At 70.2% G+C, this 15,691-nt stretch carries 11 protein-coding genes and 2 pseudogenes; 8 read left to right on the forward strand and 5 right to left on the reverse strand.

The annotated features are described in order from the left end of the window. Both PV682_RS32235 and PV682_RS32240 read left to right on the forward strand, forming a co-directional pair. Entirely contained in the window at positions 1–729 is a 729-nt protein-coding gene (locus PV682_RS32235) for an SDR family oxidoreductase (RefSeq protein WP_319735297.1), read from the forward strand. A gap of 44 nt (positions 730–773) precedes the next feature. Beyond that, positions 774–1,841 carry an alkene reductase gene (locus PV682_RS32240; protein WP_319735298.1) on the forward strand — a complete coding sequence of 356 codons (1,068 nt, stop codon included), beginning with the start codon at positions 774–776 and terminating at the stop codon, positions 1,839–1,841. 353 nt (positions 1,842–2,194) lie between these two features. Here the strand turns inward: PV682_RS32240 and PV682_RS32245 are convergent. From PV682_RS32245 to PV682_RS32260, 4 genes and pseudogenes are all read right to left on the reverse strand, one after another. Further along, positions 2,195–2,432, reverse strand: a pseudogene (locus tag PV682_RS32245) (cytochrome P450); the annotation flags it as partial. Between the two features lie 352 nt (positions 2,433–2,784). Continuing rightward, positions 2,785–3,216 carry a hypothetical protein gene (locus tag PV682_RS32250; RefSeq protein WP_319735299.1) on the reverse strand — a complete coding sequence of 144 codons (432 nt, stop codon included), beginning with the start codon at positions 3,214–3,216 and terminating at the stop codon, positions 2,785–2,787. A 1,574-nt stretch (positions 3,217–4,790) separates the two neighbouring features. Then, positions 4,791–5,213, reverse strand: a complete 423-nt coding sequence (locus PV682_RS32255; RefSeq protein WP_319735300.1) for a hypothetical protein — start codon at positions 5,211–5,213, stop codon at positions 4,791–4,793. Between the two features lie 564 nt (positions 5,214–5,777). Beyond that, positions 5,778–6,583, reverse strand: a protein-coding gene (locus PV682_RS32260) for an IS5 family transposase (protein ID WP_319735331.1) whose coding sequence is annotated in 2 segments (ribosomal slippage) — positions 5,778–6,253 and positions 6,253–6,583 — 807 coding nt in all. Because the reading frame shifts where the segments join, the coding sequence is not laid out codon by codon here. A gap of 259 nt (positions 6,584–6,842) precedes the next feature. On the opposite strand from PV682_RS32260, the gene PV682_RS32265 reads away from it, so the two are divergent. From PV682_RS32265 to PV682_RS32280, 3 genes and pseudogenes are all read left to right on the forward strand, one after another. Next, the gene (locus PV682_RS32265; protein ID WP_319735301.1) at positions 6,843–7,361 is read left to right on the forward strand and encodes an RICIN domain-containing protein; all 519 of its coding nucleotides are present in this window, start codon (positions 6,843–6,845) and stop codon (positions 7,359–7,361) included. A gap of 224 nt (positions 7,362–7,585) precedes the next feature. Beyond that, positions 7,586–8,661 (forward strand): IS630 family transposase gene (locus PV682_RS44565; protein WP_456154980.1). Its coding sequence is split into 2 segments (ribosomal slippage): positions 7,586–8,060 and positions 8,060–8,661, totalling 1,077 coding nucleotides; the frame shifts between segments, so codons are not numbered across the junction. Positions 8,662–8,966: 305 nt separating this feature from the next. Then, a pseudogene (locus PV682_RS32280) lies at positions 8,967–9,353 on the forward strand (LysR substrate-binding domain-containing protein); the annotation flags it as partial. Between the two features lie 50 nt (positions 9,354–9,403). Here PV682_RS32280 and PV682_RS32285 read toward each other — a convergent pair. After that, the gene (locus PV682_RS32285; protein ID WP_319735333.1) at positions 9,404–9,865 is read right to left on the reverse strand and encodes a thioredoxin family protein; all 462 of its coding nucleotides are present in this window, start codon (positions 9,863–9,865) and stop codon (positions 9,404–9,406) included. Positions 9,866–10,063: 198 nt separating this feature from the next. Here PV682_RS32285 and PV682_RS32290 point away from each other — a divergent pair, with 198 nt between their 5' ends. Genes PV682_RS32290 through PV682_RS32300 form a run of 3 tightly spaced genes read left to right on the forward strand, consistent with a single transcriptional unit; the run spans position 10,064 to position 15,328 of the window. Further along, the gene (locus PV682_RS32290) at positions 10,064–10,702 is read left to right on the forward strand and encodes a hypothetical protein (protein WP_319735304.1); all 639 of its coding nucleotides are present in this window, start codon (positions 10,064–10,066) and stop codon (positions 10,700–10,702) included. Next, positions 10,699–12,240, forward strand: a complete 1,542-nt coding sequence (locus PV682_RS32295; RefSeq protein WP_319735305.1) for a DNA polymerase Y family protein — start codon at positions 10,699–10,701, stop codon at positions 12,238–12,240. The genes PV682_RS32290 and PV682_RS32295 overlap by 4 nt, the downstream gene beginning before the upstream one ends. Continuing rightward, positions 12,233–15,328, forward strand: coding sequence for an error-prone DNA polymerase (locus PV682_RS32300; RefSeq protein WP_319735306.1), 3,096 nt, complete (start codon positions 12,233–12,235; stop codon positions 15,326–15,328). The genes PV682_RS32295 and PV682_RS32300 overlap by 8 nt, the downstream gene beginning before the upstream one ends. Positions 15,329–15,691: the final 363 nt, after the last annotated feature.

Raw genomic sequence — 15,691 nt, forward strand, 5'->3', positions numbered from 1 at the left:
ATGAAGATCGAAGGTTCGGTAGCACTGGTGACCGGCGCCAACCGTGGCATCGGCAAGGCATTCGCGGACGAACTCCTCGCCCGCGGTGCCACCAAGGTGTACGCGGCTGTCCGCGATGTCACCACCGTCACGGACCCGCGGCTGACGCCCGTCGCCCTGGACGTCACGGACCCGGCGGCTGTCGCCGAGGCCGCCGCCGAGTTCACCGACGTCACGATCGTCGTGAACAACGCCGGCATCGCCAGCAGCAACCTCGCACTGTCCGCGCCGCTCGACGTGGCGCGCGGCGAGCTTGAGGTGAACTACTTCGGGCTCATGGCCATGACGCAGGCGTTCGCCCCGGTCATGGCGGCAGGCGGAGGCGGTGCCTTCGTCAACATGCTCTCGGTCGCCTCGTGGGTGGCGTACCCCGTGACCGCCACGTACGGCGCGTCGAAGGCAGCCGCGTGGAGCTACACCAACGCCGCCAGGCAGCAGCTCAAGGCACAGGGGACCGAAGTCGTCGCCGTCCACGTCGGGCCGGTCGACACCGACATGCAGGCAGGCTTCGACATCCCCAAGACCCCGCCGGCGGACGTGGCCCGCACCGCCCTGGACGCGCTTGAGGCAGGCCGGCCCGAGGCCGTCGTCGACGAGGTCAGCAGCAGCGTGAAGGCCGCGCTGCACGACGACCAGACCCTGCTGTACCCGGCCATCGAGGCGCAGTTCGCCGCGCAACTGGCCGGCTGACCACCGGAACGCCGACCACCACCATCAATCACGAGGAGCCCCGCATGTTCGACAGCCTGTGGACCCCCACCGTCGCCGGAAAGATCTCCCTGCCGCACCGTCTGGCGATGTCCCCCCTGACCCGCAGCAGGGCGACTCCGGACGGCGTGCCGACCGATCTGAACGCCGAGTACTACGCCCAGCGCGCCTCGCACGCCCTCATCATCACCGAGGGCACCCAGCCCTCCGCCGACGGCCAGGGCTACCCGACGACCCCCGGCATCCACACCGACGAGCACATCGCCGGCTGGCGCAAGGTCACCGACGCCGTACACAAGGCCGACGGACGCATCGTCATCCAGCTCATGCACGTCGGACGCATCTCCCACCCCGACAACACCCCCCACCACCGGCAGCCGGTCGCCCCCTCCGCGATCAAGCCCGCGGGCCAGACGTTCACCGGCTCCGGGATGCAGGAAATGCCGGAGCCGCGCGCACTGTCCACCGACGAGGTCGCCGCGACCGTCGACGACTTCCGCCGGGCCGCCGCGGCAGCCATTGCGGCCGGCGCCGACGGCGTCGAGATCCACGGCGCCAACGGCTACCTGGTCCACCAGTTCCTCTTCCCCAGCACCAACCAGCGCACCGACCAGTACGGCGGCTCCCTCGACAACCGCATCCGCTTCGCGGTCGAGGTCGCCACCGCCGTCGCCGACGAGATCGGCGCCGACCGCACCGGCATCCGGCTCTCCCCCGGCAACCCCTTCCACCTCGGCGACCTCACCGAGGACGACCCCCACGAGCTCTACCCGCACCTCGTACGCGCCCTCGCCCCCCTCGACCTCGCCTACCTGCACCTCGCCCACGGCGGCGACGAGAAACTCCTGCGCACGCTGCGCGAGCTGTGGCCCAACACGCTGCTCCTCAACCGCGCCGGCACCGACATCGCCACCCGCGCCAAGGACATCGACAACGGCATCGCCGACGTCATCACCGTGGGCTCCATGGCCCTCGCCAACCCCGACCTGGTCGAGCGCATACGTACCGGCGCACCCCTGAACACCCCCGACCCCGCCACCTTCTACGGCGGCGGCGCGGCCGGCTACACCGACTACCCCATCTACACCGGCTGACCAGAACACCCGGCGCCCGAGGGAGTGGCCTTCCTCGGGCGCTTCGGCGTACGCACGGCACAGCCAGGCAACGGTGAACATGCGCTCGCGACGCGAGCGGTATCAGGCCCGTCCTTCACCTGGGGTGGCGTGAGCCTGCCAGCCACCTGGCTGCTGGACGGGCCGCTCCCCTTCACCCGAGCAGCGGATCAGGTGCGGCCCGGCCCGCCGTGTTGTCCGCCGCGCCGCGGGCCCACGCGGCCACTGCGTCAGCGGCGCGACCGCCCAAGCGTCCCGCCTCCGTGATGCGTTCAGGCTGGAGTGACCTCGACCGGCAGCCGTTTGATGCAGTTGGGGTCACGGAAGACGGCTTCGTCGCGGGTGGCGGTGCGGCGGAAGTGGTAGACGGGCGAGGCCCAGCGCAGGAACTCCTCGACCGCCCCCGAGATCAGAGCGGGGTCCTCCTGGAGGCGGGCCAGCACGGAGTGGGTGATGGTGTGCCGGGTGGTCTCGTTGCCCGCGACGACCAGGAGCAGGAAGTAGTTGTCGAAGTCCTGGCCGGATAGCGGGACCGCCGTCGGGGGGCGTGGAGTTGACGAGCCGGGAGACCAGGGCAATACGTGCGGTCGGCCCCGGCCGATGGTCGGGGGTGCTGGCCAGGCAGCTCGCACAGGCGGTCCGCGGAGATCAAGACATGGGCGACCTCCATGAGCACCCGTTCCCGTGACGGCGGCACCGACGGCGAGCCGGTGAACCCTCGGTGCCGGCTTGCAGACCCGGACGTCCACGTGGATCACGAAGGCCCGCCGAAACTGCCGGGACCGGAGCCCCGGCAGTACGAGCCTTCATCCTCGTCCCCGGCCAGGCCGGTGACGCGCGCGCCGTCGATCAGGTCATGGCCGGCCCCGCGGGTGCCCGGACCTGTCCGCAGACCACGCACGACCCCGGCCGTGGTCCTCGCGTCTCAGGACTTGGAGTAGTTCTCGGGCGAAGAGCACACGTCGGAGCCCGAGGAATAGTGCCGGCACACAGTGACCTTGATGCGGTCGATTCCACCGGCCAGGTCCGTGTCGCCGATCGTGAAGTTGAAGCCCCGCCACTCCCCGAGATCGCTCTCGTCGTTGGCGCTCCTGGTCACGGAATCGATCTTCGTCGATCCCGCGAAGGCTTCGAAGTAGGCCGTGGTGTAGGCGTTGGGCGCATGGTCCGCCACGGTGCCGGTGATGTTCGCGGTGCGGTTGTACCAGGTGATGTCACCGTAGGTACGGCCGGAGTCGTTGCCGACGACGAAGTGGTCCGTCGGGTAATCCGCCGCTGACGCCGGGGCGTTCACGAGGCCGACAGCCCCGCATGCGGCCAGGAGACCGACAGCCGCCTTGCGTACGAGTCGAGACATTGCTCTCCCACTTCCTTCAGCACCTGTACGGCGCGCTCGTGGCGGTGCGGGAGCAAGCCTCGTACGGCAGTTGGGCGTGCGGAACCTGAAAGGTTGGAGGTTGACCAGGAACCGGATGGGGTCCAGCGAACGGTCCTCCGTGAAGGCGCAGGCTGTGTCAACGGTCCGCCACCGCTGTCGTACTGGACCGCCACATCCCTCACCTGTCACGCGGACCGCTTTTACGTAAGCCCCGCCCGGAGCCGGCGTTGTCCCGGACTGCGGCTGCCAGTTCCCGGGATCGGGGATCGGGCGGCGCCGATGTGAACCTGCTTGCGGAGGGTCTCCGCGGACGCGGGTCGTCGATGGCGTTCCCGGCGCCGGCGTCGATGCTTCTGGCTCTGTCCAGGAGGTCGGCTTCTTCGGCAGTGCTGTGGTCCTGCGGTGCGGGGTCGGGTTTCTGGGATTCGGGGCGGTGGATGAGGAGTTCGACCGAGAGCAGCAGCGCGACGGGGGCCGACCGACGACGAGGACCGGTTTCCACTGCGCGGTGGGAGCGGCGGCGATGTTCGCGGCCAGGGAGACCGCGATGCCGAGGAAGAAGGAGGCGCGGACCGACCAGCGGGCACGGCGCGAGAGCTCTCCGGGGTGTTGGGGAGCCCGGCGGTGGACAGGAGGAGGAGCCCGTCGACGGAGAGCGGCCGCAGGGAGGCGCTGACCATGTCCGCGCCTCCTTGGAGGACGAGTCGCGTTGGTGGATGCAGGAGGGGTAGGCGGCGACTGCCGCGACGGTGAACGCGCACACCGAGCGCACCCGGTGTCGAGATCGTGGGCGCGCCAGCCTGAGGGCATGGAGGTGTCGTCGTTTCCCGACATCAGTTCCGGGTCCCTCGCAGTGTTCCGGGTGTTCGGGTGCCCGGGCGGTGCGGAACGTTCTGCCGGTGCGACGATTTCTCGTCGCGCGCAGCCGCCCGCTTCGATGTACTGGTCCTCGGCGGACGCCTGCGCCCAGGTCCCCCTGCGGCACGAGGCGTCGTACCGCCTTTCTGCTCCGCCATGGCGGGACCGGGGTGGTGTGGGGTCCGAGCGTGTCGATGGTGAAGCAGCGCGGCTGGTCGTCAGTCGCGGGAGTCCGCCCGGTGTCCTCGGCGGATTCACGGAGCCTTTCCCGGGTCTCGCCCGAGCGACGGGGAGTGCCGCGATGTGGCCCGGATGCGGACTGCTCGGACCGGTTCCTGCGGCAACGAGCCGGTGGAGCGACCGCCCCCGTGCCCGGGAGTCGGTGGGCCGGCCGGTGCCCAGCTCCCGTCGGCCCCGGGACGAGGGAAGTCGGCTTCCGGTCCTGACGATCCTTCAAGCCCCTGCGGTAGCTGGTCCTCGTGTGGTGTCGGGGGCGCATTCTCGGTCTCCTCGGGCAGGCACCCGCGCGTCACCTGCACCTACCGGTAGTCCGTCAACCCCGGCGGTAGCGGGGGTTGACGGACTACCGGTAGCAGCCTCTTCAGCGGAAGGCCCCTGCTGTCATGCGGCGCCAATTGTCGCTGTTTGGCGTTTCCTTGTCGCCACTCCGCTCCTGTAGGGGCGTCCCCTTTCCCCTACCCGAGGAGGCGCCGGGTCATGGCTTCCTCCAGCCCGGAAGAGCGCCGCAATACCCCTGTTCTGCCGCCGGACAGCGTCCGGGAACGCTTCACCCTGCTGGTCACCGGACCCGAGCCGCTGACCGTGGAGGGCCGCCAGTACCACGGCCTGGCCCGTAGATCAGCGCTGTCGACAGCCCGGGCAACCCGCACGTATTCGCGATCCTTGCAGCGATACGCCCGGTGGACGACGATCTCGACCAGATCGGCGAGCTTCGCCTTGATCGCCTCCTGGCGAGCACGGGCCACCTCCCGGATCAGGCCCTGCTTCGTACCCCACGCCTTCGCATGCTGCGTCCACTCCAGCGGGTACCTCGCCTCCCACTCCAGGAAGAGCAACACATAGGGCAGCCCCGGCCACGTCGCCAGATCCCCGTCCACAAGACCACCCCACACCCCATCAGGCAGCGAACGCCTCTGGGCTTGCAGAAAGGCCGGCTCGCGGTACTACTCGTCCGCTCCCAGAGGCCGCGTCAGCAGCCACATCGCGTCGGACTGGGCAAGCGCGTCCACGACCTTCCTCTGGGCCTCCCCCAGGTGGACGAGCGCTGCACCTCTCGCAGCCGGATCCTCCGCTATCAGCCCGAACGCCCAACCCAGTCGCTCAGCCCACGCACAAGCATCGTCCGCATCTGTACCTGCCTCTTCAGCCACGCACGGGCTCATCTCCTAGCACGGTCGGCACGCTCCACCAGACAGTGCGGGGGAGACGCAAGGGCTCCGTGCCAGCGTCGGACGTGAACAGGAACCGCCCGCTCTCTCTTCATCTCAAGTGACCACGAATCAAGTGATCACGAAACATACGCCCGCCGACCATGCCGAAGCCCTGCACAGCCCCTCGCGTCGAAGAACGCTCCCACACGCCCGGAATCGGAGGGATTTTCCGTTCAGGCCTAACGAGGACACGACGGTTCGCGTCCGGTTTCCCTGTACTTAGAGGATGTCTCACGTGGTGAGTTTCGCGAGCTTCTTGTAGCAGGTGAGGGCGGCCGCGAGGCCGAGGAAGGCGAGGAAGTGGGAGCCCTTTCGCTCGTATCGGACGGTGAGCCGGCGGTAGCCGAACAGCCAGGCGATCGACCGCTCGATCTTCCAGCGGTGTCGGCCGAGCCGCTCGCTCGATTCGATCCCGGGACGTGCGATGCGCGGGACGAGACCGCGCTTGCGCAGCCAGGTGAGGTGTTCGGCGGAGAAGTACGCCTTGTCCGCGCGGAGTTTGACGGGCCGACGCCGCCGCGGTCCGCGGCGGGACCGGATGGCGGGTATGCCGTGGATCAGCGGCGTGAGGGCCAGGCTGTCGTGGGTGTTCGCACCGGACACCGCGACGGCCAGCGGGATGCCCTGGGCCTCGGACAGCACGTGCAGCTTGCTGCCCTTCTTGCCGCGATCGACCGGGTTCGGCCCGGTCAGCGTGCCCCCCTTTTGGCCCGGACCGAGGCGGCATCGACGATCGCCGAGGCCCAGTCCAGCTCGCCCCGCGCGCCGAGCTCGTCCAGGACCGCCCGGTGGAGCCGACGCCACAGCCCCGCCCGGGTCCACGCGGCAAACCGGCGATGCGCCGTCGCGGGCGACACCCCGAACGTCTCCGGCAGATGCCGCCAGGCACACCCGCTGGTCAGCACGTACACAACGGCAGTGAACACGGCCCGCTCGTCACACGGAGCAGTCCCGCCGCCCTGCGGACGGGAGTTGAACGACGGCAGCAACGGAGCGACCAGTTCCCACAGACCATCAGGAACCAGCCGCCGCGACAGATCGACACCCACAAGCAGCAATGATGTCGCAGCTCACCGCATCACCACGTGAGACATCCTCTTAGCCGATCACCGGCCCAGACGGCCGAAAGGGCCCCTCCTGCCTGACACGATCTCAACCCAGCGGCGGCGAGCCGTTCGCGATCTTTGATGGCCGCCAGGCAGTGGACGTCGGCGTTGCTGATTTCCGGTGCCATGGGCCACGGGAAGCTGACGGCGCATTACCGCAAGATCCGGAAGAGGCGCAGAGGGGCCAAGAATGATGATGTCGGAAAAGCTGGGCAAACGTTCCGCGCGTCGCGGATGGGCGGCGGTTCTCGCCCTCGGCCTGACGCTGGGTTTCTCGCTCTTCAACGCGGGCCCCGCATCGGCAAGCGTCATCGTGCAGAATACCTTGATACGCAACTGGGAAACCGGCATGTGCCTGGAATGGAATCCGGCCGGCAGCGACTACGTCATTACGGGAACCTGCAATTTCGAGACCAATGTACAGAGGTGGGATGTCGAGTTCCAATACCACGCCAACTACGATGTCGTCACCATCAAAACCCGCAGCGGCAAGGCCCTGACGTGGACCAACGACTTTACAAGTGTCAAGACATTGAATTACGTCGCCGGATCGTCCAACCAGCAGTTCGCCGGGGTAGGCTCGAGCTGGGATCAGGTGCAGCTCACCGACGTCAGCACCCGGCGCTGTTTGGACAGTAACCGTGTCGGCCAAACCTACGGACTCGGCTGCAACGGCGGCGGCTACCAGAAGTGGAAGCTGGGCTACTGAACCAGCCCGAGCCGGCGTGGGCCGCTATTGCGGTCCACCCATCCGACATTCCTCGGTAGCCAGCTCATGCGGCTGAGACCTGGGACGAAGAGCAGCCGATCAGGGACGGCTTCGAGCGCGCGTACGTCGAGTTGAAGTGGTACGACGGACCGCGTGCGGCCTCGTTGACGCTGAGGTTGAAAAGGTGGGGTGACAGCGGGCATTGGCGGTGCTACATCCTCGTCATGAGGTACGCGGATGGCGGCGGTCTGACCGCTGTGGGGCGGGTGAAGCGTGAAGCAGTGCGTTTCGAGGCCGCGGAGATGTTCGGGCAGGGGGTGCGGCCGCCGGAGGTGGCCCGCCGGTTGCGGGTGTCGCGCAAGTCGGCGTACGCCTGGCACGCCGCCTGGCGCCAGGGCGGCAGCGCGGCTCTGGCTTCCAAGGGGGCCGGCGGCTTCCCGTGCCGGCTGGACGATGTCCAGGCCGAGCGGTTGCAGGCCGAGCTGGAGGCGGGGCCGGCGGCGCACGGCTGGCTGGAGGACCAGCGGTGGACCCTGGCGAGGGTCGCGGAGTTGATCCATCGCCTGTTCGGGCACCGGTACACGCCGCGCGGGGTGTCGTATCTGCTGCACAGGCTGGGCTGGTCACCGCAGGTCCCCGCGCACCGGGCCGTCGAACGCGACGAACAGGCCGTTGGGCTGTGGCGGACGGCGCAGTGGTCACGGGTAAGAGGACGGCCCGGCTCCTGGGCGCATGGACAGTCTTCGAGGACGAGGCCGGGCAGGACCTGAAACCCGGCAAGGGCCGGACCTGGTCACGGCGAGGCCGGACGCCGCTGGTCAGAGTGACAGGCAAGGGTTCCGGCCGGGTCCTGATGGCCGGGATGATCTGTGTCAGACCGGGCCGCGAGGCCAGGCTGATCTACCGGACCCAGACGTACCGGGGTCGAACCGGCGAGAAGAAGGGCTTCCGCGCCCGCGAGTTCGCAGACCTCCTGACCGCTGCCCGTCGGCAACTCGGCGGTGCCCCGCTGATCGTGGTGTGGGACAACGCCAGCACCCACCACGCCAAGGCTCTGAGGGAGTTCTGCGACCGCAACAGCGACTGGCTCACCATCGTCAAGCTTCCGCCCTACGCACCCGATCTCAACCCCGTCGAAGGCGTCTGGGCCCAGGTGAAGAAGTCCCTGGCCAACCTCGCACCCCGCACGATCGACGACCTCAACTCGCTCGTGAAGAACCGACTACGCGGCATCCAACGTCGACCCGAGATCCTCGGCGGCTTCATAGCCGAGACCGGACTCGGACTGGAGCATCCGTAGCCTGTCACCCCACCTTTTCAACCTCAGCGTCAACGGCGAGCCCCACTGCTTCAGCGGCCATGACCAAAATCCCGGCGGCGAGGCGGACGAATACCGCGTCTGGCCCACGAGCGCCGCTGTGCTGGAACTGGAACAAGCGCTATGCGGCAGGGACGGCCGGGCCGGCGAGCCATCCCGGCCATGGCGGGAACGACACCCGCTACGGCGACTGGACGCCCTGCTTGCATCCCACCGCCAGACGCCGGACGACGCGCGTCGGCACCCTGCGCATCACCTCGTTCCGGACAGCCGCGCTGATGCTCGTCCCGACCACGCTCGGTCTGCCGAAACCGGCCGACACCTCGGACACCGACGAACCGACGGCAGTGCTGCGCTCGCCCGCCGACCACCCGTGGGTGATGGAACCCGAGGGCACAGCCGCCCGGCACTGGGCCATGCCCCTGTGCCGCAACGCCGGCTTCGAACCCGACGTACGGTTCGGGACCGCCGGCCTCCTGCTCCATCAGCGCCTTGTCGAACAGCAACACGCCGCGGCCTTCCCGCCCGAGCTCGTCTTCAGCGGACAGCCCCCGACCGTCGCCCATCAACAGCTCCCGCGCGGCCGGCGCACACGCCGCGTCTTCACCGTCGTACGCCAAGGCCGGAGCCGGCACCCCGCCGCCCTCGCCTGCCGCAACGCCCTCCGTCGGGCCAGGCGACAGACAGGCACGGTTCGCTTCCGCCCTCGTCGCCGTCGCCGCCGTCATGTCGCTCGTCCAAACCCCGTGGCGGCCATGGCTCCAGCCATGGTGAGCCGCATCCTTTGGGGTCGGAGCGGTTGTCGCCTGCGGTCCGGCGCGGAGAGGTACTGAGCCATCGCCTCGAGTGCGGACGGGGGCAGCGCGCCGGCGACAGCCTTGACCGGCTTGCCGCCCTTGAAGACCTTCATCGCGGGAGTGGACCTCATCCCGTACCCCTCGGCAAGCTGGTCCAGGGCCGAGGCGAGCGAACGCACCGCGGCCCCCACCTGCCACGCTTGCCACGGCGCCGCCAGGCCGATCCCGAACTCCGCGGCAATCCGCTCACCGCCGAACGGGAAGGCGATGGACGCGGCGAACATGCTGGTGGCCGCGTCCGTGATGACCCGCCCGCCTCGGCGATACCGACCGCGATCGCCTGCTTGCTGTCGCGGGCGTCCCGCGCGATTTTCGGTGAGGAAGTTCACCCAGGGCGTACGCGGAAGGCGATCCCCCTTACAGGCAAAAGGAGTTGGCCCCCCTTTGCGCCCGCGAGGTGAATCGGGAGCTCAGAGGCGGGGGTGAGTCGTCTTGCGATATTCGAACTGTTGTCCGATCCTCAGGTCATGGCGTCAGCAGTACCGGTCCCCAGCAGGGACGATGCACGAATCGGCACCGGTTTTCCGGTGGCTTCCGAGCTGGAGTCCCTGCTGCCCGGAGGCCGCCTTCGCCCCGGCTCGATCGTGAGCGTGGGGCAGGATCTGCCGCTGCTCCTCGCCCTGGCCGCGCGCGCCGCCACCGAGGCGGGCCCCTGGGCGGTGGTCGGGCTGCCTCAGCTGGGGGTGCTCGCCGCCGGGTCGATGGGCCTGGACGTCGGCGCCGGACTGTGGGTGGACCGCCCCGGCAAGCGCTGGCCGGAGGTCGTCACGACGCTCGCGGAGTCCGTACCGGTGCTGCTGCTCGGTCCGCTCGGTCCGGCGCCCGGCCGGCAAGGCCGGCGGCTTGCGGCCGTGCTGCGCCGTACCGGAGCGGTGCTCCTGACCACCGGGGCCTGGGAGGGCGCCGATCTGCGGATGGCGGTGACCGCGTCGCGCTGGGAGGGCGTGGGCGCCGGTCACGGACTGCTGCGGGCCCGGCGTGTGCGGGTCTCGGCCACCGGGCGCGGAGCGGCGGGCGGGGCGCCGCGCACCGTACAACTGTGGCTGCCCGGTTCTGAGGGACGGGCCTGCCCCTTCGAGAACACCCCTGACCTCGCGGACGCTCCGGTCGAGGCGCCCCTCCCCGCGCCGTCCGAAGCGCGCCGCGGACTGCACGTCGTCGGATGAGCGCCGTCGAACGAGTCGCCTGTGCGTGGTTGCCCGACTGGCCCATCGTCGCCGACGGCAGCAACCCCGACGGAGCGCGGGCGACCGCCGTCGTCGCCGGCGGGAAGGTCGTCGCCTCCTCCGCCGCCGCCCGGGCCCTCGGTGTGCGGCGCGGAATGCGGCTGCGGCAGGCGACCAGCCGTGCGCCCGGTCTTGAGCTGCGCGAACGGGACGTGGAGGGCGAGATCCGCTGCTTCGAACCGGTCCTGCAATACCTGGAGCAGCACATAGCCCCTCGCTGGGAGGTGATACGCCCCGGTCTTCTCGTGCTGCCCGCGCGCGGTCCCGCCCGCTACTTCGGTGGCGAACAGCCGCTCGCCGACCGGATCACCGAGGCGATCGCCGCCGTCGGCTTCCCCGTGCGGGTGGGTGTCGCGGACACCGTGTTCGCCGCCGCTCTCGCCGCACGTCAGGGACGGATCGTCCCTGTGGGGCAGACCGCGCGTTTCCTCGCCCCGTACCCGGTGGGCGTGCTCGGGCGGCCGGAGCTCGCCGTGCTGCTCTCCCGTATGGGTCTGCCCACGCTCGGCGCCTTCGCGGCGCTGCCCGGCGACAAGGTGACCACCCGCTTCGGCATGGACGGCACGGCCGCCCACCGCACCGCCCGCGGCCTTGAGGCCCGCGGTCTGAGCACCGGGGCGCCCGGGCAGGACCTCACTGTCGCCGATGTCTTCGAGCCGGCCGGGACCCTGCTCGAACCGGTCGCGTTCGCGGCCAAGGAGCTTGCCCGGCGGCTGCACGAACGTCTCGCCGCGGCTGGTGCCGTGTGTGCCCGGATCGAGGTCGCCATCGAACTCGCGAGTGGGAAGCGCCTGACCCGGTTGTGGCGGCACGAGGGGAGGCTGTCGGAGCTCGCGGTCGCCGAACGGGTCCGCTGGCAGCTCACCGCCTGGCAGGAGACCGGGGCCCTGACCGACGGCGGTGGAGCGGCCGTCGGCATCGCCCGGCTCGCGCTGCGCCCGGAAGCGCTGAGCGCGGCGACCGGCCGGCAGGAGCCGCTGTTCGGCGCGCGGTCGGTGACCGCGGAGATGGAGGCCGCCGCCGCCCGGCTGCAAGCGATGCTCGGGCACGATGCCGTGACCCGGGTCGAGCTCGGCGGCGGCCGGGGACCCGCCGAGCGGGCGATACGGGTGGCCTTCGGCGACGTACCGCCCGAGAACCGGCTGCCCGACGGACCCTGGCCCGGGCAGTTGCCCGCCCCGTATCCCGCGTGGGTGCCCGCCCAGCCGGAGAAGGCCCGGCTCCTCGACGCCGAGGGCGAGTCAGTGGCGGTCTCCGCCCGGCTGGTCCTGTCCGCTCCCCCGGCCCGCCTGATCGTCAAGGGCTGCCGCCCCGAGACGGTCCAGGGCTGGGCGGGACCGTGGCCCGCCCTCGAACAGTGGTGGAACGCCGGCCGAGCGCGGCGCCTTGTCCGGATGCAGGTCGTCACGGAGGCGGGTCCGGCCTGGCTGCTCGTCCTGGAACAGAGCCAGTGGTGGGCGGAGGCGCACTATGGGTGACGTGCTGCGGCTGCCCGCCCGGCTCGGCAGCCCCTCTCCGGTTCCCGCGGGTTGGGCCGAACTGCATACGCACTCCTCGTTCTCGTTCCTACAGGGCGCCTCGGACCCTGAGGTACTCGCGGCCGAGGCGGCACGGCTCGGGATCGAGGTGCTCGCCGTGACCGACCGGGACGGCCTGTACGCCGCACGCCGACTGGCCTCCGCCGCCCGGCGGCGGAATCTGGGCACGGTCTACGGAGCGGAGCTGAGCCTCCCCGCCCCGTACGGTCACGTGCTCGTCCTCGCCCGTGACGTGCCCGGATTCACCCAGCTCTCCGCGCTCATCAGCGCCGCCCAGCTCGCCGGCGCCAAACAGCGACCCCAGTACGATCCGGCGCACCTCGCCGAGGCCGTGCGGGACGGGCACCTGGCGATCCTGACCGGCTGCCCCGGAGCCGGCGCACGCCGCCTCTCCACGCTCATCGGTCTGCTCGGCCCCGAGCATCTGCACGCCGAGCTGATCGACCACGCCCTGCCCACCGACTCCGTACGCAACGACGCCCTGTACGCCGCGGCCCGACGCCTCGGTCTGCCCGTCGTCGCCTCGAACGCCGTGACGTACGCCCGCCCGCGCGATGCCCGGCTCGCCCAGGCCCTCACCGCGTTGCGCCGCCGCGAGGACCTGGACCACGCGGCCGGGTATCTGCCGTCGGCGCCCACCGCGCATCTGCGCGCGCCGGACGACATGGCCCGGCGGCTCGCCCGTTACCCCGGTGTGTACGAGGCGACGCTGGACCTCGGGCGCCGCTGTGTGGTGGACCTCGCCGCTCTGAAGCCCGAACTGCCCGGCTTTCCCGTGCCGTTCGGCCACACCGAGATGTCGTATCTGCGCGAACTCGCTGTCGTGGCTGCCGGGCGCCGCTACGGTCCGCGGGGTGAAGCCGCGCACACGGCCTGGATCCAGTTGGAGAAAGAGCTCTGGACCATCGACCGGCTCGACATGGCCGGCTACTTCCTGATCGTGTGGGACATCGTGCGCTGGTCGAACGACCACGGCATCTGGTGCCAAGGCCGGGGCTCGGCCGCCAACTCCGTGGTCTGCTACGTCCTCGGTATCACCGCCGTCGACCCGATCAGGCACCAGCTGCTCTTCGAACGCTTCCTGTCCCTGGAGCGGGCCGAGACCCCGGACATCGACATCGACTTCGAGAACGCGCGGCGCGAGGAGGTCATCCAGTACGTGTACGAGCGCTGGGGCCGCAGCCATGCCGCCCAGGTCGCCAACATCATCACGTACCGCCCCCGGCTCGCCGTACGGGACTCCGCCCGTGCGCTCGGCTACCCCATCAGCCGGATCGACGAGATGACCCGGCACATCCAGCACCACGAGCCGCCGGGCGAGGACGCGGACATCCCCGCCGACGTTCGCGAACTGGCCGGGGAACTCGCCGGGTTGCCCCGCCACCTCGGCGTGCACTCCGGCGGCATGGTCCTCACCCGCCGCCCGATCGGCGAGGTCATGCCCGTGGAATGGGCAACGGCTGAAGGTCGCAGTGTGCTACAGGGCGACAAGGAGGATGCGGAGGAAGCAGGCCTGGTCAAGATCGACCTGCTCGGCCTCGGCATGCTCTCCGCCCTGCACACGGCCTGCGGTCTGATCACCGAACACCACGGTGCGACCTACGACTTGGCGTCGATCCCGGCCGACGACCCGGCCGTGTTCGAGATGATCTCGCGCGCGGACACCGTGGGTCTCTTCCAGGTCGAGTCGCGTGCGCAGATGTCGACGCTGCCCCGTCTGAAACCTCGCGACTTCCAGGACCTGGTCGTCGCCGTGTCCCTGATCAGGCCAGGACCGATCCAGGGAGGCTCCGTGCACCCGTATCTGCGCCGCAGAGCCGGGAAGGAGGCCGTCAGCTATCCGCATCCGCTTGCCGAGCGGGCCCTGAAGCGCACCCTCGGAGTCCCGCTCTACCAGGAGCAGATGATGCTCCTCGCGATGGACTGTGCGGGCTTCGGACCCGGCGAGGCCGACACCCTGCGCAAGGCACTCGCGGCCAAGCACGCTCCCGAGCGGGTCGCGGAGCTGCGCCGGCGGCTGCTCGCGGGGATGGCCGAGCGCGGGATCGGGGAGCAGGCGGCCGAGGAGCTGTACACGATGATCCAGGCGTTCTCGGGTTACGGCTTTCCCGAGTCCCATTCCCAGTCGCTCGCGCACATCGTGTATGCCTCGGCGTGGCTGAAGCTGTACTATCCGGCGGCTTTCATCGCGGGCGTGCTGGCCAACCAGCCCATGGGCTTCTACTCGCCGCTCACCCTGATCGGCGACGCCCGCCGTCGCGGCGTGCGGGTCCGTGGTGTGGATGTGACCTGCTCAGGGCTGCACTCCGGGCTCGAAGCCGACGAGGGCTCCAAGGGCGGGCGGGCCATCCGGCTCGGACTGAGCGGCATACGGGGGATGCCGGACGCGGCAGCCTCGGACATCATCGCGGGGCGGCCGTATCGCGATCTGGAGGACTTCGCCCGCCGTACGCGTCTGTCGTCGAAGGTCCTGGAGAACCTGGCAACTGCCGGTGCGCTCGCCGCCTTCGGCGTGGACCGGCGCGAAGCCCTGTGGGCGGCGGGCGCGTTGGCGGGCGTCGACGAAGAGCTGCTGCCGGGGACGGCCGCACCACCCTCGTCCCCGGAACTGCCCACCATGACCGTCATCGAGCAGACCTTCGCCGATCTGTGGGCCACCGGCTCGAGCCCCGACAGCCACCCTGTGCAGCACCTGCGTACCCGTCTCGAAGCAGCCGGCGCAGTGACGGCCGCCGAGGTACGCCGGCTGCCGGACGACACCGCCGTCACCATCGGCGGTCTGGTCACGCACCGCCAGCGCCCGCCCACCGCGAAGGGCACCTGCTTCCTCAACATCGAGGACGAGACCGGCATGACCAACGTGATCGTGCCCCCGCCGGTCTGGGACGCCCATATGAAGACGGCCGTCGACAACGCCGGGCTCCTTGTCCACGGCCGCGTCGAGCGGGCCGACGGCGCGGTCAACCTGGTCGCGCGGCGATTGGAGCCTCTCGGGCTCACTCCCCCGGCACGCGGACGGCATCGGTGACCGGGGTCCATGGGGAAGCCCACCTGCTTCCGCTCACCGAGATCTCGATCCCATCGATGACAACCAGCGATCGTTCATGCTTGGGCATCGGGCGCCGAAGCCGGCCATCCCAGAACCGGCACATGGCCGGCCAGACCGCGGCCACAGACCCTGCACGATTGAGGGCGCTGGGCGGCAAAGCGGGGGTCTCGCACGCAACCATCAGCCGGCTGCCACGAGGGACGGTCCTGCCCGACTCGGGGACTCTCGCCCGCTCGGAGGTGGCGCCGGGAACCAGCCTCTGGCCCGGCCTCACAGCCTGGACGGAGCGCGGGCACGTCTGAGCTTGCGCTTCACCGCTGGTTGCCATGTCCAAGGCGGGAG

The sequence above is a fragment of the Streptomyces niveiscabiei genome (assembly GCF_033794345.1).
Taxonomy (GTDB): Bacteria; Actinomycetota; Actinomycetes; order Streptomycetales; family Streptomycetaceae; genus Streptomyces; species Streptomyces niveiscabiei.